Raw genomic sequence first — 20,434 nt, 5'->3', positions numbered from 1 at the left:
GACAGATCGGGAATCGCTCGATGAACATGGAGGTCGGCAAGCCCGAGGGCAGGCCGCTCACACCGGCGGATCGGCAGCAGGCCATCGCCGAATCGCTGCGGCAGTTCGCGCGGATGTCGCGCTTCGCCGACCGGCGCAAGGGCATCCGCTCGTACCAGAGCCATGTGAAGAGCGATCCTTGGATGCCGCTCTTCTTCGTGCTGTTCTTCGTTTTGCCGAGCCTCGCAGGCGCCGTGTATTACGGCCTCATCGCCTCCGACCGCTACGTGACCGAGGCCCGCTTCGCGATCCGCCCCGCCATCGGCTCGGCCGAGAAGGCGACGCCCGACGGCGTCGGCACGAATTCGGGCGTGCCCAAGGAGATGATCGCGCAGGATACGCTGATCACCTACACCTATATCTTGAGCCGACCGATGGTGGAAACCATCGAGAAGGAACTGCCGATCCGGCAGTGGTTCAGCCGCGACAGCATCGACTACCTGTCTCGCTTCGATGCCGACAAGCCGATCGAGAAGTTCCTGAAATACTGGCGCCACCGCGTCGAGCTGGAGGTGGAATCCTCCTCCGGCATCATGGGATTGACGGTGGAGGCGTTCGATCCGGACGAGTCCCTGGCCATCGCCAAGGCGGTGCTGAAGGAGGCCGAGCGCAACGTCAACGAACTCAGCGCCGCCGCCCGCAACGATGCGCTCGCCGAGAGCAACCGCGAGCTGGCGCTGGCGGAAGAGCGCCTCAAGAAGGTCAGCGTGGCGCTGCGCGACCTGCGCAACCGCGAGGGCGTCCTCGATGCGCAGAAGAGCAACGAAGCCAACCTCAAGGTCATCTCGGAGCTGCGGGCGAACCGGATCAATCTCGCGGTCCAGCTGGCCATCGGCCAGCGCGACCTCGGGCCGGAGGCGCGGCGGATCATCGACATCAAGCAACAGATCCGGGATATCGACGAGAATATCGCGCGGATCGAGAAGGCGTCCGCGACCCAGGACCCGGAGCAGAAGCGCGTCCTCTCCGAGGCGCTGACCCGGTTCGAAGCCCTCGACAACGAGCGGAAGAACGCCACCAAGTACTACGAGTCGGTGCTTTCGGCGCACGAGCGCGCCCGCATCATCGCCGCCCGCCAAGTGGAGTTCTTCAGCCCCATCGTGAACCCGGTGCGGGCGGAATCCTCGACCCAGCCGCGGCGCATCCTCATGATCAGCCTCATCACCGCCGCCTCGGCGGTGCTGTTCGCGGCCGCTCTGTTCCTGCGCAAGATGATCGACTGATACATCTAATAGTTGCGTAGCCAAAAATAATACATCGCCAAGTCACAATACTTGGCGAAGCTTTGCTGGTAAGACCCCCCCGGCACGGGTTCATGAAGGCCGACGGGGATGGCGACTTATCCGGTTTATGCCGGCGATCTGGCAGTGTGCGTTGCGATCAACGATAACGACAATGCCTGGTACGAGATGCTCGTGCCGTTCCTACTGTCCTTGAGACAAACGAACTATACCGGCTATGTCTGCGTCATCGGCTTCGGCCTGTCGCAGCACAAGATCGACCTCCTCCGCGCCAACTCCGTGAACGTCATCGAATCCGCGGAGAAATCGCTGGCCGTCGCCCGTTACATGGAGGTGTCTCGCCTGTGCGAGGCCAATCCCGGGCTGCGCAAGGTCGCGCTCTACGACGCCGACATCTGGTTCTGCCACCCCCACTTCGACCTGTTCGACGCGATCGAGGGCGACAACATCTTCGCCTGTCGCGATCAGATGTTCTGCACTTTCATCACGGACCAACTGATCGGGCCGAACAAGGACGAGAACATGCACTTGGTCTACTACGTCGGCCAGGAGCGGATGGGCGGCGCCGTGCAAGCCGGGCTCGTGGCGGGCACGACGGAGGCATGGCGCGATTTTAGCCGGTTCGTCCGGGCCAGCTTCGAGCGGGTCGGCACCGACTTTACCCTCAGCTATGGGCTCGACACGACGCTCCTCCAGCTCTGGGCCGGGCACGGGCGGGTCAACCGCCTGTCGGAACTCCAGAATTTCGTGACGAAATACGGCTTGGCCGAGGTCGCCGACGCGGCGGGCGAGATCTCCTTCCACGGTGCCGACGGTCCGATTCGGGGCCTCCACATGACGGGGGACATCCGGTTCACCCACCGCTGGCGCTACTTCACCAATAATCGGGACAACGCCCTGGAGAAGGGGCACGATCTCGAACTGAAGCAGACGGCCCTCGTGCCGTGGTCCGACATTCCCGACATCTTCCGGGACGCCCTCGCCAGCGCGGGCTTCGAGGTGGTGTCCATGACCGTGGAGGAAGGCGGATCGGTCCACGCCTTCCGCATCGGCGAAGACCTGCACATCATCGGCGCCGGCAATCATGAACTGGTGATGCGCGCGGCCAAACCGTTTCCGCGGCTGATCCTCGATACGATGTACTATTCGAACGCCCCGAGTCCGATCCGCGCCCGCATGAAGCTCAACACACAGGAAGTCACCCTGAGCCGCAACGAGAGCCACTGGATCTCCATGGCCATGGGCGCCGGCACGGATCTGACGCTCATCTCGGAGAGCCTGCGCAACCAGGGCAGCAAGATCATCTGGATCTTCAGCGGGGGCATCTTCCACTGGCAGTGAGGCGCCGCCCGCGGCAGATCCGGTTCGACCACGACGGCTGCGCCCTGCGACCCTTCCCTGTGGTGCGACACCTCAGGGCACCGCAGAGCGGTTTTGTTTCGAGGCGGATCGCAGGGGTTGGAGGGATTGAGCAATTCCGGTGACACTCGAGTCGCTGCGCTCTCTCGTCATTGCGAGCGCAAGCGAAGCAATCCATGGAGCCGCCACATCCTGAGGCGTCCCGCTGCCCTGGATTGCTTCGCTTCGCTCGCCATGACGGAGCTGCGTGAGCCGACGTGATCGGCCACGACACTAAGCACGCGCGCTCTCCCCTCGTGGAGAGAGATGCATGTCGCGGCTCGCGGTCCGGATGTGACCGTCACCGCTCGATCCCAGCGGGATGCCGAAGCCGCCCGCTCGGGGATCGCGTCCCGAGGGATCAGGGCCGCTCGCCGCCGAACACCTGGCCCGGCGCGGCATTCGAGGAACCACGGGTTCCCCCGGTCCAGCCCTCGGAGCGCCAGTTCTCGGCGCGCTGGTCGATGTCGATCGAGCCCGCCTCCTTCATGAGGGAGATGAGGCCGGCGGTGCGCGATTCCTCGGCGCGGACGGTGACCAAGGTGCCGCCCCGGCGCACGCCCTCGGCATAGGCCGCCGCCTCTTCCTCGCTCATACCCGCGCCGGTGAGCGCCCCGACGAGGCCGCCCGCCGCGGCGCCGATGCCCGCGCCGGTGACGGTGGCCACGAGCCAGCCCGCCGCGACCACCGGTCCCAAACCCGGCACCGCCAGGAGGCCGAGCCCGGCCAGAAGCCCCGCGCCGCCGCCCAGCAGGGTCCCGACGGTAGCCCCCGCGCCCGTCGGGCTGACGGCGTCGCCGCCGTGGGCCGCCCCTCCGGCGCCGGGGGACAGTCCGGCCGACCGTTGGGCCTCCGCGTCTCCGGCCACCGAGCCCGTCCCCGGGGCGGAGACCGTCGGCGCATCCTCGGAGCGGCTTGCCAGGATCGCGATGTCGGCATGGGGAATCCCCGCTGCCTCGAGGCGCGCGATGGCCGCCTCCGCGTCGGCATAGCGTTCGAACAGGGCGGTGACCGCGCGCTGGTGCATCGGGAACTCCTTGGGACAGAGTCCGGTCAAGCCCTCGCGGGGGCGCGGGTTCCGAAGCTTAACGCATCGCTAACCATCCACCCGGCAGATCTTGCCGGGTCTGCCGGGTGCGGGGCGGACCGGCGCGGGAGATTCGGGATGAGCGAGGCGGTGACGCCTGCCAACGGGGGCAAGGCCGACATGGCGTCGCTCCTCGCCCAGTTCGCCCTGCCGAGCCGCGGCGATCTCCACGCCCTGTCGAAGCGCTCCGACCTGCTCTTCGCCACGGGCGTGCTCGGCATCCTGGCAGTGCTGATCTTCCCGCTGCCCGCGGTTCTCCTCGATCTGCTGCTGGCGGTTTCGATCATCCTCTCGGTCCTCATCATGATGACCGGGCTTTCGATCGACAATCCGCTGGAATTCACGGTCTTCCCGACCCTGCTCCTCATCGCGACGATGCTGAGGCTCGCCCTCAACCTCGCCTCGACGCGGCTGATCCTCGGCCACGGCCACGAGGGCACGGCGGCGGCGGGGCACGTCATCGAAGCGTTCGGCCACTTCGTGATGGGCGGCAACTTCGTGATCGGGATCATCGTCTTCGCGATCCTGATCATCGTGAACTTCGTTGTCATCACCAAGGGTTCGGGACGCATCGCGGAGGTGGCGGCGCGCTTCACCCTCGATGCGATGCCCGGCAAGCAGATGGCGATCGACGCCGACCTCTCCGCCGGCCTGATCGACGAGAAGGTCGCCAAGGCGCGCCGGGCGGCGCTGGAGGAGGAATCGGCCTTCTTCGGCGCCATGGACGGCGCCTCGAAGTTCGTGCGCGGCGATGCCGTGGCGGCCCTGCTCATCACCTTCATCAACGTCATCGGCGGCATCATCATCGGCGTCGCGCAGCAGGGGTTGGGCTTCGGCGAAGCCGCCAAGAGCTACACCCTGCTCACCATCGGCGACGGCCTCGCGAGCCAAGTGCCGGCCCTGATCGTCTCGACGGCGGCGGGCATCCTCGTCTCGAAGGCCGGCGTCCGTGGCTCGGCCGACAAGGCCCTCGGCAAGCAGCTCGCCCACTATCCGAAGGCGCTCGGCATGTCGGCGGCGGTGATGCTGCTGATTGGCCTGCTGCCCGGTATGCCGATCCTGCCCTTCCTCCTCCTCGGCGGCGGCGCGGGCTATGCCGCCTGGAAGCTCAACAAGGGAGCGAAGGACGCCCCCGTCATGGACGCGGAGGGCAAGCCCGTGGATCCCGCGCAGGGCGGCGCAGCCAAGGAAGAGACCGTTACCGACCTCCTCAAGCTCGACGACCTGAAGCTGGAGATGGGCTACGCCCTGCTCCCCCTGGTGAATGGCGAGGGGCAGGACCGCCTCACCGACCAGATCAAGGCCCTGCGCCGCCAGCTCGCGGCGGAACTCGGCTTCGTCATGCCGTCCGTTCGCATCCTCGACAACGTTCAGTTGGAGGCGAACGCCTACGTGGTGCGAGTGAAGGAGATCGAGGCCGGCAGCGGCAAGATCTTCCCGGGGCAGTTCATGGCGATGGACCCCATGGGCGGCCAGGTCCAGTTGCCGGGCCAGCACATGCTGGAGCCGACCTTCGGCCTACCCGCCACGTGGATCGACGCGGCGCTCCGGGACGACGCCCAGCTGAAGGGCTACACGGTGGTCGATGCCGCCACCGTCGTCTCGACCCACCTCACCGAAGTGATCAAGGCCCATGTCTCCGAGCTCCTGAACCATGTCGAGGTCCAGAAGCTCATGCGCGAGTTGCCCAAGGAGCACGGCGATCTCCTGAAGGAGGTCTGCCCGTCGCAGATCTCGACCACCGGCATCCAGCGGGTGCTGCAGTTCCTGCTGGCGGAGCGCGTCTCCATCCGCGATCTCGGCACCATCGTCGAGGGAATCGCGGAGGTGGCGGGCGCGGTGAAGAACCCCCGCGACGTGGTGGAGCATGTGCGGGCGCGCCTCGGGCGCCAGATCTGCGCGCAATACCAGGGGCCGGACGGGGCTCTGCCGATCATCACCCTCTCGCCCGCCTGGGAGCAGGCCTTCGCGGAGTCGATCGTCGGGGAGCGCGAGGAGCGCTACCTCGCCATGCAACCCTCGAAGCTCTCGGAGTTCGTCACTCTGGTCCGCGACCGGTTCGAGAATGCAGCGCGGCAGGGTGAGATGCCGGTGCTCGTCACCTCCGCCCAGGCCCGGCCCTTCGTCCGCTCGATCATCGAACGGTTCCGCCGGGAGACCCCCGTGATCAGCCAAGCGGAGATCCACCCGCGGGCGCGGCTGCGGACGGTGGGATCGATCTAAATCCGCTGGCGACCGGATCGGCTCACGCAGCGCCGTTTCTGCGAGCATGAGCGAAGCAATCCAGGGCGGCGTTACGCCTGCGGACGATGCGCACCCCTGAATTGCTCCGGCTCTCGCCTGCGGTAACGGCGGCCGTGCTTCGAGAGGGGAAGCCGTTAACCCTCCCGTTTGCCGTCCACCCGGCGCGGGATGCCAAGGGGGTTCGCCTGCTTCAGGGCCGGGGGCAGCAGGGCGTCGGGCACGTCCTGATAGCAGACCGGGCGGAGGAACCGCTGAATCGCGAGGCTGCCGACGGAGGTCGTCCGGCCGTCGGAGGTGGCGGGAAACGGGCCGCCGTGCACCATCGCGTGGGCGACCTCGACACCGGTCCCGAAGCCGTTGACGAGGATGCGGCCGACCTTGCGTTCGAGCAGCGGCAGCAGGGCGCGGGCCGGCTCGTGATCGGCCTCGTCCATGTGAAGTGAGGCCGTGAGCTGACCCTCGAGGCGCGCGAGGACCGAACGGATCTCGCCGGCGTCGCGGCAGGTCACGACGAGGGAGGCCGCCCCGAACACCTCCTCCGCGAGGCTGTGGTCGGTCAGGAAGGCCCTGGCGGTGGTGGTGTAGAGGACGGGCTGGCCCTGGTTCTCGCCCCCCGCCTGTCCTTCCGCGATCCGGGTCACGGCCGCGTTGGCATCCAGGGCGGCGACGCCCTCGCAGAAGGCGCGATGGATGCCCGGCGTCAGCATGGTCTGCGCGGCGACGCCCTTCAGGGCCTCTCCGGCGCCGGCGAGGAAGGCTTCGAGCCCCGGTCCCTCGACGGCCAGGATCAGGCCCGGATTGGTGCAGAACTGGCCCGAGCCGAGGGTGAGCGCGCCGACGAAAGCCTTGCCGATCGCCGCACCGCGCGCCTCCAGGGCCGCCGGCATCAGGATGACCGGGTTGATGCTGCTCATCTCCGCGTAGACCGGGATCGGCACGGGCCGCTCGGCGGCGAGCTTCATCAGCGCCGTGCCGCCCCGCTGCGAGCCCGTGAAGCCCACCGCCGCGATGCGCGGATCGGAGACCAGACGCTGGCCGACCTCGATGCCGGGATCGAACAGCAGCGAAAACACGCCCGCCGGGAGAGTGCTGGAGGTCACCGCCTTGGCGATGGCGCGGCCGACGAGTTCCGAGGTCCCCGGATGGGCCGGGTGAGCCTTGGCGACCACGGGACAGCCGGCAGCGAAGGCGGAGGCGGTGTCGCCGCCCGCCACGGAGAAGGCGAGCGGGAAGTTCGAGGCGCCGAACACGGCCACGGGTCCGACGGCGATGGTGCGCAGACGAAGGTCCGGGCGCGGCAGGGGTGCGCGGTCCGGCATCGCGGGATCGATACGCGCTTCGTAGAAGGAGCCCTCGCGCAGCACGCCCGCGAACATCCGCAGCTGGCCGACCGTGCGGCCGCGCTCGCCCTCGAGCCGCGCCCGCGGCAGGCCGCTCTCGGCCATACAGCGGGTGATAAGATCGTCGCCGATGTCGAGGATCGCCTGTGCCACGGCCTCCAGGAAGGCGGCCCGCGCCTCGGGCGTGGTCTCGCGGAAGGTGTCGTAGGCCTCGTCGGCGAGGGCACAGGCCCGCTCCACCATCTCCGGCGTCGCGGCGGAGAAATCGCTCGGAAGCTCGCGCCCGGTTGCGGCTTCGATGGCGCGCCAGCGCTCACCCTGGACCGTCAGGGCCTCGCCGCCGATCAGGTTGTCGCCGTGCAAATCCATGGAAACTCTCCGCGTGAGGGCAGTGGCCGGGGCCGGCGGCCGTGACGGCCCGCCGCCCGGACGATCCGTCCAGGCCCGTCCGGCATCCGGGACGACACCGTGACCATCCCCCCGTTGGGGCCGTGGCTTATCACAGGAGCATGACGGCGGAAGACCCTGCCGACACGACGATTCGCGCCCGGTGTCGCCGCCCGTTCCGCAACCCGACGCGACGGCCAATGATTCCAAAGGGAACGGCCAAGCTTATCCGCAACGAATGCTGACGTAAGTTTGCAAACCTCAGGCAATTGAGGCGGAAAGCAGGATATGGCCACGTTTCGCCCGAAAACAGTCAAGGTCCGGCCCGGTTCGACCATGGCTGTGCCCTGAAATCGCCGGTCCCGACCGGCTGTCTGCGGCCTCGCGGGTCGTGCCGGTCCGCTCCCGGCCCGGGGCCATCCCCGTCCGCCTGGGAGCCCGCCGCCCGCTCCGTGACGAGGAGCAAGGGCGACCCGATGACTGATCGCATGCAGCCGCAAGCCGGTTCGATCGTGGCGCGCCGTGGCATCGCGGCGCCGCTCGCGACCTTCGCCGCAGCCACGACGCTGGCCCTGGCCGCCAGCCTCGTCGCCCCGCCGGCCCACGGTCCCGGGGCTGCGGCACCCACCCAGCCGATGGCCGACAGTTCCATGCCGCAGGCGGTCGCCGCCGCCGACCCGGCACCCTTCGTCGATGCCATGGACCCGTGGTCGGTGACGCTCGGCGGCAGGCTTTCGCGCTGGGCCTGGACCGCCGCCGGGTCGGCCCCCACGGAAGCGGAGCCGAACCCGGCGTCCGCTCCCGAGATCGTCGCCGAAGCGCCCGCCGCCCCGGCCCCGGCGGAGGCCGAGGCGCCACGCACGGCGATGACCGTGCCGCTGCCCGTTCCCCGGCCGCCGGAATTGCGCGGCAATGCCGTCCGCCGGGCGGCCCGCACGCCGGTCCAGCAGCAGGCCGTCCTGCCCCCGCCGACGCCGGAGGATAATCGGTCCTTCCTCGAGAAGCTGTTCGGCGTCGAGACGCCGCCGGCCCGGTCCTACGTCGCCCTCGACAGCAAGCCCGTCGATCCAACGCCACGCCCGCGCCTCAGCCCGCCGGTGGCTCCCCCGGTCGGCGAAGGCGGCACGGCCACCTACGATATCTCCGCCCGCATCGTGACCTTGCCGAGCGGCGAGCGCCTCGAAGCGCATTCCGGACTCGGCGAGATCATGGACGATCCCCGGCATGTCCATGTGCGGATGCGCGGCGCGACGCCCCCCGGCACCTACGTGTTGTCGGAGCGGGAGCAACCGTTCCACGGCGTCCGCGCCATCCGCCTGACGCCGGTCGGCGGCGCCGAATCGATCTACGGCCGCGTCGGCCTGCTCGCGCACACCTTCATGCTTGGCCCGACGGGCGCCTCCAACGGCTGCGTCTCCTTCCGGGACTACAACCGCTTCCTCGAAGCCTACCTGCGCGGCGAGATCCGCCAGCTCGTGGTGGTGCCCGGCGCGGGCGCAGCCCCCTCGAACGTGGCGGGCGGGCCCCTGCGCGTCGCCAACAACTGACGGTGGCCTGCGCCGCCGTCAGGCTGCGGCCAGACCGTCGAGGAACACGGTGACGGCCAGGAGATCGGCCGATCCGCCGGGGCTGAGGCGCCGCTCCACGAAGGCGCGGTGCAGGGCGACGGCCTCGTCGCGCCAGCCCGCCGCGCCGACTCCGCCGCCGTCGAGGAACCGCCGTGCGGCCGCGCGTGCGAAGGCGAGACCGTCCCGTCCGCCCCGGTGCAGCAGGTTGGTGTCGTCGAGTTCCGCCATCAGGGCGAACAGGCACTGGACCCGCGCGGCCCCGGCATCCTCGTTTGCGAGGGCGCGGCCGTGGCGCAGGGCGGGCAGGCCGAGGGCGCGCACCGCCGGAAACCCGGCCGCCGCCTCCGCCGCCGCTCCCCCCACCCCGTAACGGCGCGCAGCCCGCGCCCCGTGGCTCAGGGCCGAGGGGGGATGACGGGCGATGGCCCGGCCCCACAGCGCGCCAACCCTGGCCGCCCGCGCCTCGGCCGAGGCCGTCACGTATCCTGAGACACCTTCGGCGGCGGCGATGAGGCCGAGGGAGAAGATCGCCCCACGATGGGCGTTCACGCCGCCGGTCGCGGCGAGCATCGCGACCTCGGCGGCGAGGCCGATCCGGCGCAGGTCCGGCAGGCCGGCGGAGGCCGCGCCCGCCCGCGCCAGTTCCGCGAAATAGGGGGCGATGGCCCTCGCGCTGCGGCGGAGAGTCTCCGCGTCCATGTCCCGATGGCTGCCGGAATCGACCGGGCTGACGAGGCCGGGCTTGGGCCACGTCTCCAGTTCGTCGATGAGGGCGCCGTGGGCAAGCACCGCGACGTGACGTTCGCGGATCGTGGCGAGGTCTTCAGCGGGATGCGGCACGGCCCTCCCCGCCTTCGCCATGCCGCCTCTTACAGGCAAAACCGGGCGGTGGCGCGGGGTTTCCCGCGCCACCGTTCCGAACGCGCTCGCAGCGCCTCAGCGCGGCGGCGGCGCGCCCTGGTCCTGATACTGGCCCTGGCCTCCGCCCTGGTTCTGGCCCTGTTGCAGCAACGGGGTGATACGGCGGACCGTGACGCGGCGATTCTCGCGGCTCGGGCCCTGCGTGTTCACCTTGAGATACTGCTCGCCGTAGCCCTGGGTCGTCAGGTTCTCCGGCGGGACCTGGAACTGCTGCGTCAGCACCGTGGCGACGGACTGGGCCCGGCGATCCGACAGAGACAGGTTGTCGATGTCCGAGCCGACCGCGTCGGTGTAGCCCTCGATGAGGAACACCTCCTGCGGGTTGGCGCGGATCGCCTTGTTGATCGCGTCCGCGATCACCGAGAGGCGCCGTGCCTGGTCGGGCGTCACCGTGAACGAGCCGGTATCGAAGTTGATCGTGTCGATATCGACCGAGCGCATCCGCGCGCGGAGATCCGGGCTGTAGCGGATCTGGTCCAGCGTGTACCGGCGGTCGACGTTGACCACCGGGGGCGCCGTCAGGGCCTCGTAGACGAGGCCCGGATCCGCCTGATCGTACTCCACCACGTAGCGATCACGGGGGATGCGGATGTCCGGCGGCGGCAGCACCACGACGTCGTCGTAGATCGGCCTCGGCGGCCCGCCGTAGGTGTTGTCGATGATCACGACCTCGCGTCCGTCCGAGAAGCGGCGGTACCGGCGCAGCAGGCGACCGTCGTCGTCGGTGACCGTGTAGATGCGGTCGCCGCCGGGCCGGTCGATGAAGCTGATGTAGTCCGAACCCCGGCGCTCGTACCGGTAGCCCCGCGGGTCCAGCTCGCGGAACCGCTCGTTCTCGTCGTGGCGGATCAGGTACCCGTTGCGATCCTGCACGATCACCCGGCCCGGCTCACGGTAGTAGGTCCGGCCATCCGCCTGGAACTCCCGGCGGTCGCGGCGCACCTGCTCGTAGTCGCGCACCTCGTCGTTCTCCCGGAAGCCGCCGGGAATGTATCCGGGGCGGCCGGGCACGTTGAAGTCGCCCCGTGCGCCGTTGACGCCGAGGCCCTGCTGCTCGCCGCGGAACTGGCCTTGTCCAGGCGCGGGTTGGCCAGGCACCGGCGCGGCGGGAGCCGGGGCGGCGGCGCCGGGGGCGCCGGGCGGTGGCGGTGCGGGCGGCTGGCCGGGCGCGCCGGGTTGCCCCGGAGCCGGCGGCTGCGCGGCACCGGGCGGCTGCACGGGGCGGCCGGGAACGCCGGGCGCTTGGTTCGGCGCGGGCGGGCGTTCCGGCTCGGCGCCCGGTCCGGCGTCGGGGCGCTGGACCGGACGGCCTGGAACGCCCGGCTGCTGGTTCGGCGGCACCGGACGGCCGGGCTCCGCACCCGGACCGGCATCGGGGCGCTGGACCGGACGGCCGGGAACGCCGGGGGCTTGGTTCGGCGCAGGCGGCCGGCCGGGCTCGGCGCCCGGTCCGGCATCGGGGCGCGGCGACGGGCGACCGGGAGCACCCGGTGCTGGGGTGGGCGCCGGCGGCGCGGCGCGCTCGGGAGCGGGGGGCGGAGTGGCACGGTCGGGATTGGCCGGCGCTCGCTCGCGCTCCTGCTGATCGCGGCCCTGCGGGGCGCGGTCGGGAGCCGGACGCGCGGCCGGCGCATCCGGGCGGTCCGGGCGCGGCGCGCGGGGCTGATCCGGACGATCGGGGCGCTCGGGACGGTCCGGCCGTTCCATCCGGTCGGGGCGATCGGGCCGGTCGGGGCGGTCTGGCCGATCCGGCCGCTCGGGGCGATCGGGCCGCTGCTCGCGCTGGGCCGGCGGCTGCGGACGCGGCGGCGCCTGCCGTTCCATCTGCGGCTCGGGGCGGGGTTGGCGGGGCTCGGGAGCTTCGCGCGGCTCAGGCCTCTCGCGCGCGGCGGGGGGCGCACGCTCGGGACGCGGCTCGGGCCGTTCACGCTCGGCTGGCGGGCCGCCACGCTCGCGCGGGCCGCCGGGGCCGGGACCACGCTCCATGCCGGGACCACCGGGGCCGCCGCGCTCCCCGCCACGGGGACCACCGGGCCCGCCAGGGCCACCGGGCCCACCGGGGCCGCGTTCCTCCGGGCCTCCCTGAGCGAGCACGATGCCGTCCGGCCGCGCCGTGGCGGCATGGGCCATCACCAAACCTGGCAGGACTGTGCCGGCCAGAAGGAGGAGTCGGAAACGCTGCATCGGCACCTCGTTCTGTCGGAACGCGCCCCGCCCACGGGTCATGGGGCGGGCGTCGCGTCACGCTGACGGTGGTCGGCCGCGCCCATCGCTGGAGCGAGCGCGGCCAAGGCCGTACCGAACTGCCGAGCTGAGAAATGGTTCCGGGACCGGACCTGGCCGGGGGCGCCGCCTCGCTCACATCGTGTTGAGCGGCGGCGTGGCTGCGGGCGTCAGGGCGCCATCCGCGTGGGGACGGCGACGACCTCGGGGGCGATAAGCCGGACGGTGGCGTGCTCGCTCCGTCCGCCGGTGGACGCCGCCGCATCCGCCGCGGGGTCCTCGGCGCGCCCAACACCGGCCTTGGTCTCGCCACCGGCACGGCCCGCCGCATCGGCGGCGAGTTCGGCGGCGGTCCGGTCGGCCCGGCCGACGAGGGTAAGGCGCACTTTCGGCCGCGAGAGGGCCTCGGCCTGCATCGGGGTAACGAAAATGTCGCCCTTGTGCCGCACGAGCATGCTTTCGGCTTTCACCAGGGATTGCGCCCAGGTCTTGCCCTCCGGCTTGCAGGAGCAATTCGGCACGAAGGTCTTGCGGAACTTGAAGGCGTTGGCGAGGCTCGTGTAGGCGCGGCTGCCCTTGACGGTGGCGGCCTGCTTCAGGGCGTCGTCCCCGTTCGGCATCGAATAGGCCACGGCCTCGGTGCCGGGGCAGAGCGCTTGGCACATCTCGTCCGCGCCGCCACGGCCCTCCGGCAGGTTCTTCATCGGGAAATAGCCGCCGTCGCAGGTGCGCACGCAGATCACTTGGTTGCCGCCGCGGGCATAGGCGTCGCCGCCCGCCGTCGCCTCGGCGCTGGGGCATGCGCGCGAGACCAGCGCCTGCAACTCACGCTTGCGGCTCACCGTGTCATCGATCACCGCGCCGCCATAGGTCGCGTTGAGGGCGCGGATTCGCTGCTCCACGGCGCCGCACTGGGGCGGCCGCGTATCGAAGAAGAGGAAGCGTCCCCCCTCGCAATTCAAGCTGCGATAGTAGGTCTGGAGCCGGCCGATCTCGTCCTGAAGGGCGCGGGTGGCGTTGCCGCTCACCTGGACCGAGGCCAGCTCCGCCCGGTAGCGGCGGCATTCCGGCGAGGGCAGTTGCGGCGGGGGTGCGGGCGTGGCCACCGGTGCGTCGGAGGGCGCGGGATCGGACGACGGCAGAGCGAAGGCGGGCATCGTCAGCGTCGCGCAGGCGAGCACGATGGCGGCCAGGGCGAATGGCGCCCTGCGGCGCGGAACGGCCGCGGAGTGATGCCGGTGATCCATCCGTTCCATGTCGCCAGCCTGCGGGATGCCCGATTGCGAAGCCGCGAGGAGGGTATCACCGGACCAGTCATGAGCGGTTAAGGCCGAGCGGCCGCGCGGAAATGACAGGAACAGCTTCATCGCGGGAGTATAGGCTCGAATACGATCATCACCGCGCTGCTCGCCCCGGCGGTTCGCGTCTCGCGGTGCCAAAAGTTGTACGCCTCCTCGAACCGTGACGTCACCCCTCCTACATTCCGGCCATCAACAGGACGGGGGAATTGGTCACCCATGTGGTTTCGGAGTCTCACTCTCGCCGGCGCGGCGGCATTCGTCGCCGTGGCTGCGGTCCCGGCCCAGGCCCAGGAGCCTGACCGGATCTTCGACAAATCGACCGTTTGGCGTCCGCTGACACCGAACGACAAGCTCGCCGTGTACGGCGTGGACGATCCGGCGGTGGCGGGCGTCGCCTGCTGGTACACGCAGCCGGAGAAGGGCGGCATCAAGGGCACCCTGGGGCTCGCGGAAGATGTCTCGGACATCTCCCTCGCTTGCCGCCAGACCGGCCCGGTCCGCTTCTCGGACAAGTTCAAGCAGGGCGAGGTGGTGTTCAGCGAGCGACGCTCGCTGATCTTCAAATCGATGCAGATCGTCCGCGGCTGCGACGTGAAGCGCAATACACTGATCTACATGGTGTATTCGGACAAGGTGATCCAGGGTTCGCCCAAAAACTCCACCTCGGCGGTTCCCCTCGCGCCTTGGGGCACCGAACCGGCGCCCAAATGCGCCGACTTCCTGAAGGGCTGAGGCCCTCCGGCCGCGCATCGACACGCAGTCACCGGATCATGCGCCCCCGGCAACCGGGGGTGTGCGATCCGGGATCGCAGCCCGGGAGCGCTCAGTCCTGGCAGGTGATGCGGATCGGCCGGTCGGCCTGCTTCGTCACCCGCGGCTGGTCGATGGCGCCGGTGTAATCCTCGGCGGCGGCGGTTCCGAACGATCCGGCGGCGGCGTAGCCCTGGGCCTCGCACCACGCGTTCGCGACGGTCTTCCCACACTCGCTGCCGGGCGAGGTCAGGCAATCGGCGACACCGTAGCCGTCGCTCGACGGGATGAGGAAGGTCTTCTCCACGTGCCCGGCGGCGGTCGGAGGCGTTTCGCCATCGCCGCCCGCGAAGACCTGCCCGGCCAAGCCGAGGGACGTGAGGGCCGCGAGGGCGAGGGTACCGACAACCGTGCGTCGCATGGATTTTCCTCTGTCACGGGATGGGTGACCGGACGAGCGCCGAGTGGACGGTCGGGGAGCGTGGTTAAGGAAGCCTTACGGCCAAGCCTTCCTCGCCAATCCGTCCGGATTCTCGAATTTCTTATTGTTTTGGGTTAGCCCCATTGGGCGCCCGGGGCAGTCGCCGCAGCGCAACAGCCGGAGCGGGCGTGTCCGGCGGGTGCCATGCTTTCGCCGCGCGGAGGTCGCCGGTTCGCCAGACCCGCCTGGGGAAGGCGGCACGGCGGAGCTTCGCCTCGGCAAGGGCCAACGCCGGGAGGGGTGATCACGATGGCGCCGACGTTGCGACTTTACAACACGCTCACCGGGGCCAAGGACGTCCTGGCGCCGATCGATGCCGGCAACGTCCGCATGTACGCCTGCGGGCCCACAGTTTACGACGCCGCCCATATCGGCAATGCCCGGCCGATCATCGTCTTCGACCTGCTCTTCCGCCTGCTGCGACACCTCTATGGGCCGGCGCACGTCACCTACGCGCGCAACGTCACGGACGTTGACGACAAGATCAACGCCCGTGCGGCCGAGCGCGGCATCACCATCCGCGAACTGACGGACGGCACGCTGGCGCAGTTCCACACGGATGTGCGCGAACTCGGCGTGCTGATGCCGGACGAGGTGAACATCGCCGGGCAGGCGCCCCGCTTCATCGAGCCCCGCGCCACCGATCACATCGTCGAGATGGTCCGCATGATCGAGGGTCTCGTCGCCGCCGGACACGCCTACGTCGCGGACGGGCACGTGCTGTTCGACGTGCCGTCCATGCCCGATTACGGCCAGCTCTCGAAGCGCCCCCTCGACGAGATGGAGGCGGGCGCCCGCGTGGAGGTGGCGCCCTACAAGCGATCCCCCCTCGACTTCGTGCTGTGGAAGCCCTCGAAGCCGGGCGAGCCCTCCTGGCCGTCGCCCTGCGGCATCGCCGCGCCGGGGCGGCCGGGCTGGCATATCGAGTGCTCCGCGATGTCTGCCAAGCATCTCGGCCAGACCTTCGACATCCATGCGGGCGGGATCGATCTCATCTTTCCCCACCATGAGAACGAGGTCGCCCAGTCGCGCTGCTGCTTCGGCACGCCGGTGATGGCCAACCTTTGGTTGCACAACGGCTTTCTCCGCGTCGAGGGCGAGAAGATGTCGAAGTCGCTGGGCAACTTCATCACCATCCGTGACGTCCTGAAGGACTGGCCGGGCGAGGTCGCGCGCCTCACCATGCTCAAGACCCATTACCGCCAGCCCATCGACTGGACCGTGCGCGGCCTCGAGGAGTCGGGCCGGATGCTCGAGCGCTGGTATGCGGCTGCGGGCGATGCGGCCCCGGCCGCCGAGGTCCCGGAGGCCGTGCTGGCCCCACTCCTCGACGACCTGAACACGCCCGCCTCCCTCGCGGAGTTGCACAGGCTGGAGACGCCGGAGGCCCTGCGCGCGGGAGCCGGCCTGTTCGGCTTCCTCGGGCAGACCCGCACCGCGCGGGAGCAATCCCGCATCGCGGCCTCCGGCGTGGATGTCGCGGCGGTGGAAGCCCTGATCGCCGCCCGCCGCGATGCGCGGACCGCCAAGGATTGGGCCGCGTCCGACCGGGCACGCGACGCGCTGACGGCCATGGGCGTGTCCGTGAAGGACAACAAGGACGGCACGACCGTGTGGACGGTGACGAAGCCCGCCGCCGACTGACCCATCGGGAGCCGAAGGCGACCGAGTAGGCGCGCGAGCCTCCATCCTTGCGTGGAAGGCGAAGCGCTCCAGGGCAGCGGAGCGCATCCGTCCGGATCGATCCACTCCTCGCATCGCCCGCGTCCCAACGTCCCGCTTGGCGGCGGACCGCGGCGGGCCCATCCTCGCCGCCCGCGCCGGATGGCCGACACGGCCGGGTCCTCGACGGGCGGCGGCTCAAGAGAACGAGGTCGAAGCGTGGTGTGTGGTCTGAGTTTCGCCCCCAAGGCGTGGCGCGTGACGGCGGCGGCGGCGGCGATGGCGGCGGTCTTCGGCCCCTGGGGCGCCCGAGCCATCGATGGCGGCGCCCCGGCCGGTCGCGACGCCCTCGCCCGGGCGACCGTCGCCATCGGCACGATTACCCGGCCGGAAGACGCGTTGAAGCTCACGCGCTGCTCCGGGATTCTGGTGGCGCCGGACCTCGTCCTCACCGCCGCCCATTGCGTCAACGGCGATCCTCTCGGCGCCCTCGTGGTGTTCTTCGACGGATCGAGCCCGGCAAGCCCCGTCTACGCGGCACGCGTGCTGGCCCGATACAGCCCCGATCCGGGCGAGATGCTGCCCAATGCGGCGCCGGATGTGAGCCTCGCCGACCTGTCGGTGGACCTCGCCGTGCTGAAGCTGACGCAGCCGGTCCGCGACCGGCGGCCGGTGCTCCTGGCAAGCGATCCGCGACGGGTGCCGAAGCAGTTGCGCTTCGCCGGAGCGGGCCTCTCACGCACGGGCGTCGGCCGCCTGCGCACCGTGGGGCTGACGCCGGTCGCGGCCACGAATACCGGCCTGACCATCGCCCATGTGAATGGGGGCCAAGTCTGCTTCGGCGACTCCGGCGGCCCGGTGATCGCGACCGATCGCAACGGCAGCTACGTCTGGGGTGTCGCCAGCGCCGTCCTCACCAAGACGGCGCCCTGCGGCCGCTACGTCATCGTCGCACCGGCCGCGCAGGTGTTCTCCGCTGCCGGACTGCGCTGACGGGAGGCCCCCGCCTCGCGGACGACGCGGGGATCGGCGACGCGAACCGGGTGGCGCCGTGCCGCGACCTCATGCGTCTCCGATGGTCCTGCGTCTTTCGATGGACCCGGCTTCACGTCCCGGCAACGGAGAGGCGGGGGCATCCGGCACCCGTAAAAGCCTCGTTGCCACGAGATGGGGCGCCAGCGACGATCACCAGACCGTCGGTGGCGCCCCCCCGGCGGCGGTTTAGACCCGCCGTAGCCCATCGCCGCGCCGACGCGGCGGAGGGCATCGTTGGTGACGATCAGTAAGAGCCGAACTTGTAGTTCAGGCCGGCACGGAAGATGTCCCCATTGGTCGTGAGCTTGGTCACGGAGGAGCTGTTGCTGCTGGGCACGTCGCCGCCGGTCGAGAAGACGCCGGCAATCTTGCGGCTGCCGAGGTCGTAATGGAGGTATTCGGCCTTCACCGTCACGGCGCTGGCCTTGAAGACGTTCAGGAAGCTGTCGGTCGGGATCGCGTATTCGATACCGCCGCCATAGGCGTAGCCGACCTGGATATTGTTCGACTTGCTCGAGATGTTGGTGTAGCCGCTGATGCCGCTGCTCCAGCTATAGGCATCGGTGAACTGACCGCGGTAGTTCACGTTGCCATAGGCGAGACCGCCGGTCCCGAAGATCAGCACGCGGTCGAACGCATAGCCGATACGGCCGCGGACGGTACCCAGGAAGTCGAGCTGATCCTTCTGGCTATAGGTGAACGTGTCGCTGAAGGTGCCGCCCGGAATGGCGACGCTGGGCTGCGTGAACGAGTATGACGAGAGCCGCTTGCGCTTGGCATCGACATACTGCGCGTCGGCCTCGATGCCGACGACCAGACCGGAGCCGGGCGTGATCTGGTAGTTGTAGCCGAGCTGGCCACCGCCGGTGAATCCGGATCCGTTCAGGCGCGTGCGCTGGGCGCCGAGAACGGTGAACTGAGACGCGAGGTACTGCGTGAGGAGAGGCGTGCTCGCGCCGTCCGGGGCGGTGATCGCCTTGTTGCGCCCGTCGAGGTAGCCGGCGTTCACGCCGATATACGCGCCCGTCCACGTGAAGGCCGGCATCACCGGGGCGATGACCGGCGGACCCTTCCGGTAGGGAAGATCGGCGGCGAAGGCGTTCGTGGCAGTGACGGCCGCGATTGCGACCGCGAGAGTGTACTGACGCATCTTTGGAAGCCCTTGGGTCAGGTTGACGCAGGTCTTTTACCGGCAACACCCCGTCGAAGTTGTTGCATCAATGCAACATTTATCTATTGGGATCGATCAACAATGTTTTATTCCGCGTATTCTGCTCCTTTTTTGCGCCATTAATGTCGAGCCTAACATCAATTCTCTAAAGAAATACAAATCTCAATCATCGTGATAAGCTATTTTGGAATGATCAATATCCTTGGCACCGAGATTCGGCACACTCCGCCTCTTTCGGCCGAGAGCTGAGCCGCTTCCAGCGAGGATTCGGGGAGAGAGATCGCTGCAGCGGGGATCGGTCAGGATGAGGAGCAGCCGGCGGCGGCGCCGCGGCGGTCAACGTCGCATGACAAAGCCGCCCCGACGACATCCTGTCGCCAAGACGGCTCTGCGGGACTGCCCACGATCTCCGAGAGCCTGACGGGCCTCGGCAGCCCGTTCACCGGGGTGGACGTTCGTCAGACCCGGCGAACCTGCGGCGGTCGCCTACAGACCGAACTTCACGCTCAAGCGACCGCGGACGATATCGCCCTCCGTGCTGATTTTGGTGCTGCTCACCAGATCACGTCGCCCGCCCGATTCGGTGAAGCCCTTCACCGTACGATCGCCGAGATCGTAATGGAGATATTCGCCGGCCAGCGTCACGACGCTGGACGAGCCCAGGTTCAGCGCCTCGTTGACGGGCAAAGCGTATTCGATGCCGCCGCCGTAGGCGACCCCGACATTCATGCCGCCCGAATGGGCTCCGAACTGGCCGGAGGCATTCATCGGCGCGCCGTTCAGCGGAGCATAATTTGCGACGTAGGTGATGTCGTGGCGGTAGCTGGTGTCACCGTAGGCGAGGCCGCCCGTCCCGTAGACGAAGGCGCGGTTGAAGGCGTAGCCGATGCGCCCCCGCACGGTCCCGAGGAAATCGAGCTTATCCTGCGTCGCCACGTTGGTCTGGCTGGTCAGGAAGCCGCCGTTGATCTGCAATGAGTTGGAAAATCCCCAGGAACGCGCCTGCTTGATATCGGCGAGCGCGACATCGGTCTCGACGCCGACGACGATACCGGTGCCCGGCGTCGCTTGATAATTGTAGCCGGCATGGGCGCCGCCGACGAAGCCATCGCCGTCGAACTTCGTGTGGTTTAGCCGGAGAGCTGCGAAATCGTCGGGACCGAACAGCCCGGTGTCGCCCGCGGGACTGGTCTTTGCAACGTTGTGTTGCGTTCCGTAGCCTCCGCTGAAGCCGAGATAGTAGCCGGTCCAAGAAAAAGGCTCGGCAGGCGCCGCTTCCTCGACCGGCGGCGACTTGGCCGGCAAGTCTGCGGCCTGGGCCTGGGCGATGAAAGCCACCGCCGCAACCGAATGGATGACGAACCTCTTCATGGGGACAACTCTCCGTGATCGCTTACCCCATGAATTATAGCGGCGTAATGGTTAATTTCAGTTACGACATCACCCAAGTCCTCGGTATCATGTCGATAAATAGCCCTATACAACAACTATTTTGCTACACGATCTAAGATCAATACGCTCGTACAACACATTATTATATGTAACCGATTTTCGATCACGGGTTCACTCTCGGAAAGGGCGGATTT

16 protein-coding genes are annotated in these 20,434 nt (G+C 69.1%); 8 read left to right on the top strand and 8 right to left on the bottom strand.

What is annotated here, in order from left to right; all coding sequences use genetic code 11:
* Window positions 1-20: 20 nt before the first annotated feature.
* Entirely contained in the window at window positions 21-1,262 is a 1,242-nt protein-coding gene (locus MFF06_RS15570; protein WP_238205542.1) for a KpsE/RkpR family capsule polysaccharide export protein, read from the top strand.
* Window positions 1,263-1,454: 192 nt separating this feature from the next.
* Window positions 1,455-2,621, top strand: a complete 1,167-nt coding sequence (locus tag MFF06_RS15565; RefSeq protein ID WP_238205541.1) for a hypothetical protein — start codon at window positions 1,455-1,457, stop codon at window positions 2,619-2,621.
* Between the two features lie 418 nt (window positions 2,622-3,039).
* On the opposite strand, the gene MFF06_RS15560 is transcribed toward MFF06_RS15565, so the two are convergent.
* On the bottom strand, window positions 3,040-3,705 hold the full coding sequence (locus MFF06_RS15560) for a hypothetical protein (RefSeq protein WP_238205540.1): 666 nt from the start codon (window positions 3,703-3,705) through the stop codon (window positions 3,040-3,042).
* Between the two features lie 138 nt (window positions 3,706-3,843).
* On the opposite strand from MFF06_RS15560, the gene flhA reads away from it, so the two are divergent.
* The gene (gene flhA / locus MFF06_RS15555) at window positions 3,844-5,988 is read left to right on the top strand and encodes a flagellar biosynthesis protein FlhA (RefSeq protein ID WP_370876489.1); all 2,145 of its coding nucleotides are present in this window, start codon (window positions 3,844-3,846) and stop codon (window positions 5,986-5,988) included.
* Between the two features lie 155 nt (window positions 5,989-6,143).
* Here the strand turns inward: flhA and MFF06_RS15550 are convergent, their stop codons facing one another.
* On the bottom strand, window positions 6,144-7,718 hold the full coding sequence (locus MFF06_RS15550; RefSeq protein WP_238205539.1) for an aldehyde dehydrogenase (NADP(+)): 1,575 nt from the start codon (window positions 7,716-7,718) through the stop codon (window positions 6,144-6,146).
* A 494-nt stretch (window positions 7,719-8,212) separates the two neighbouring features.
* Here MFF06_RS15550 and MFF06_RS15545 point away from each other — a divergent pair, with 494 nt between their 5' ends.
* The gene (locus MFF06_RS15545; RefSeq protein ID WP_238205538.1) at window positions 8,213-9,283 is read left to right on the top strand and encodes a DUF2778 domain-containing protein; all 1,071 of its coding nucleotides are present in this window, start codon (window positions 8,213-8,215) and stop codon (window positions 9,281-9,283) included.
* 18 nt (window positions 9,284-9,301) lie between these two features.
* Here MFF06_RS15545 and mdcB read toward each other — a convergent pair whose 3' ends face one another.
* On the bottom strand, window positions 9,302-10,165 hold the full coding sequence (gene mdcB, locus MFF06_RS15540) for a triphosphoribosyl-dephospho-CoA synthase MdcB (protein ID WP_238205537.1): 864 nt from the start codon (window positions 10,163-10,165) through the stop codon (window positions 9,302-9,304).
* 75 nt (window positions 10,166-10,240) lie between these two features.
* Window positions 10,241-11,323 carry an OmpA family protein gene (locus MFF06_RS22815; RefSeq protein WP_370876491.1) on the bottom strand — a complete coding sequence of 361 codons (1,083 nt, stop codon included), beginning with the start codon at window positions 11,321-11,323 and terminating at the stop codon, window positions 10,241-10,243.
* 78 nt (window positions 11,324-11,401) lie between these two features.
* On the opposite strand from MFF06_RS22815, the gene MFF06_RS22810 reads away from it, so the two are divergent.
* On the top strand, window positions 11,402-12,475 hold the full coding sequence (locus MFF06_RS22810; RefSeq protein ID WP_370876492.1) for a hypothetical protein: 1,074 nt from the start codon (window positions 11,402-11,404) through the stop codon (window positions 12,473-12,475).
* Window positions 12,476-12,618: 143 nt separating this feature from the next.
* Here the strand turns inward: MFF06_RS22810 and MFF06_RS15530 are convergent, their stop codons facing one another.
* Window positions 12,619-13,695 (bottom strand): DUF2865 domain-containing protein, encoded by a 1,077-nt coding sequence (locus MFF06_RS15530; RefSeq protein ID WP_238205535.1) that lies wholly within the window; start codon window positions 13,693-13,695, stop codon window positions 12,619-12,621.
* 270 nt (window positions 13,696-13,965) lie between these two features.
* Here MFF06_RS15530 and MFF06_RS15525 point away from each other — a divergent pair, with 270 nt between their 5' ends.
* A complete protein-coding gene (locus tag MFF06_RS15525; RefSeq protein WP_238205534.1) occupies window positions 13,966-14,481 on the top strand; it encodes a CreA family protein in 516 nt (171 codons plus the stop codon).
* Between the two features lie 91 nt (window positions 14,482-14,572).
* On the opposite strand, the gene MFF06_RS15520 is transcribed toward MFF06_RS15525, so the two are convergent.
* Window positions 14,573-14,920: a hypothetical protein gene (locus MFF06_RS15520; RefSeq protein ID WP_238205532.1), complete on the bottom strand. Its 348-nt coding sequence runs from the start codon at window positions 14,918-14,920 to the stop codon at window positions 14,573-14,575.
* A 309-nt stretch (window positions 14,921-15,229) separates the two neighbouring features.
* Between MFF06_RS15520 and cysS the strand changes: the two genes are divergently transcribed.
* The gene (cysS, locus tag MFF06_RS15515) at window positions 15,230-16,624 is read left to right on the top strand and encodes a cysteine--tRNA ligase (RefSeq protein WP_238205530.1); all 1,395 of its coding nucleotides are present in this window, start codon (window positions 15,230-15,232) and stop codon (window positions 16,622-16,624) included.
* A 240-nt stretch (window positions 16,625-16,864) separates the two neighbouring features.
* On the top strand, window positions 16,865-17,635 hold the full coding sequence (locus MFF06_RS15510) for a trypsin-like serine protease (RefSeq protein WP_238205528.1): 771 nt from the start codon (window positions 16,865-16,867) through the stop codon (window positions 17,633-17,635).
* A gap of 286 nt (window positions 17,636-17,921) precedes the next feature.
* Here MFF06_RS15510 and MFF06_RS15505 read toward each other — a convergent pair whose 3' ends face one another.
* Both MFF06_RS15505 and MFF06_RS15500 read right to left on the bottom strand, forming a co-directional pair.
* Window positions 17,922-18,827: an outer membrane protein gene (locus MFF06_RS15505; protein ID WP_238205527.1), complete on the bottom strand. Its 906-nt coding sequence runs from the start codon at window positions 18,825-18,827 to the stop codon at window positions 17,922-17,924.
* A gap of 507 nt (window positions 18,828-19,334) precedes the next feature.
* The gene (locus MFF06_RS15500) at window positions 19,335-20,219 is read right to left on the bottom strand and encodes an outer membrane protein (RefSeq protein ID WP_238205525.1); all 885 of its coding nucleotides are present in this window, start codon (window positions 20,217-20,219) and stop codon (window positions 19,335-19,337) included.
* Window positions 20,220-20,434 lie beyond the last annotated feature (215 nt).

The organism is Methylobacterium aerolatum, from assembly GCF_022179085.1.
Lineage (GTDB): Bacteria > Pseudomonadota > Alphaproteobacteria > Rhizobiales > Beijerinckiaceae > Methylobacterium > Methylobacterium aerolatum.
Note: the sequence above shows the minus strand (reverse complement) of the source record. Positions and strands in the feature narration are given on the sequence as shown.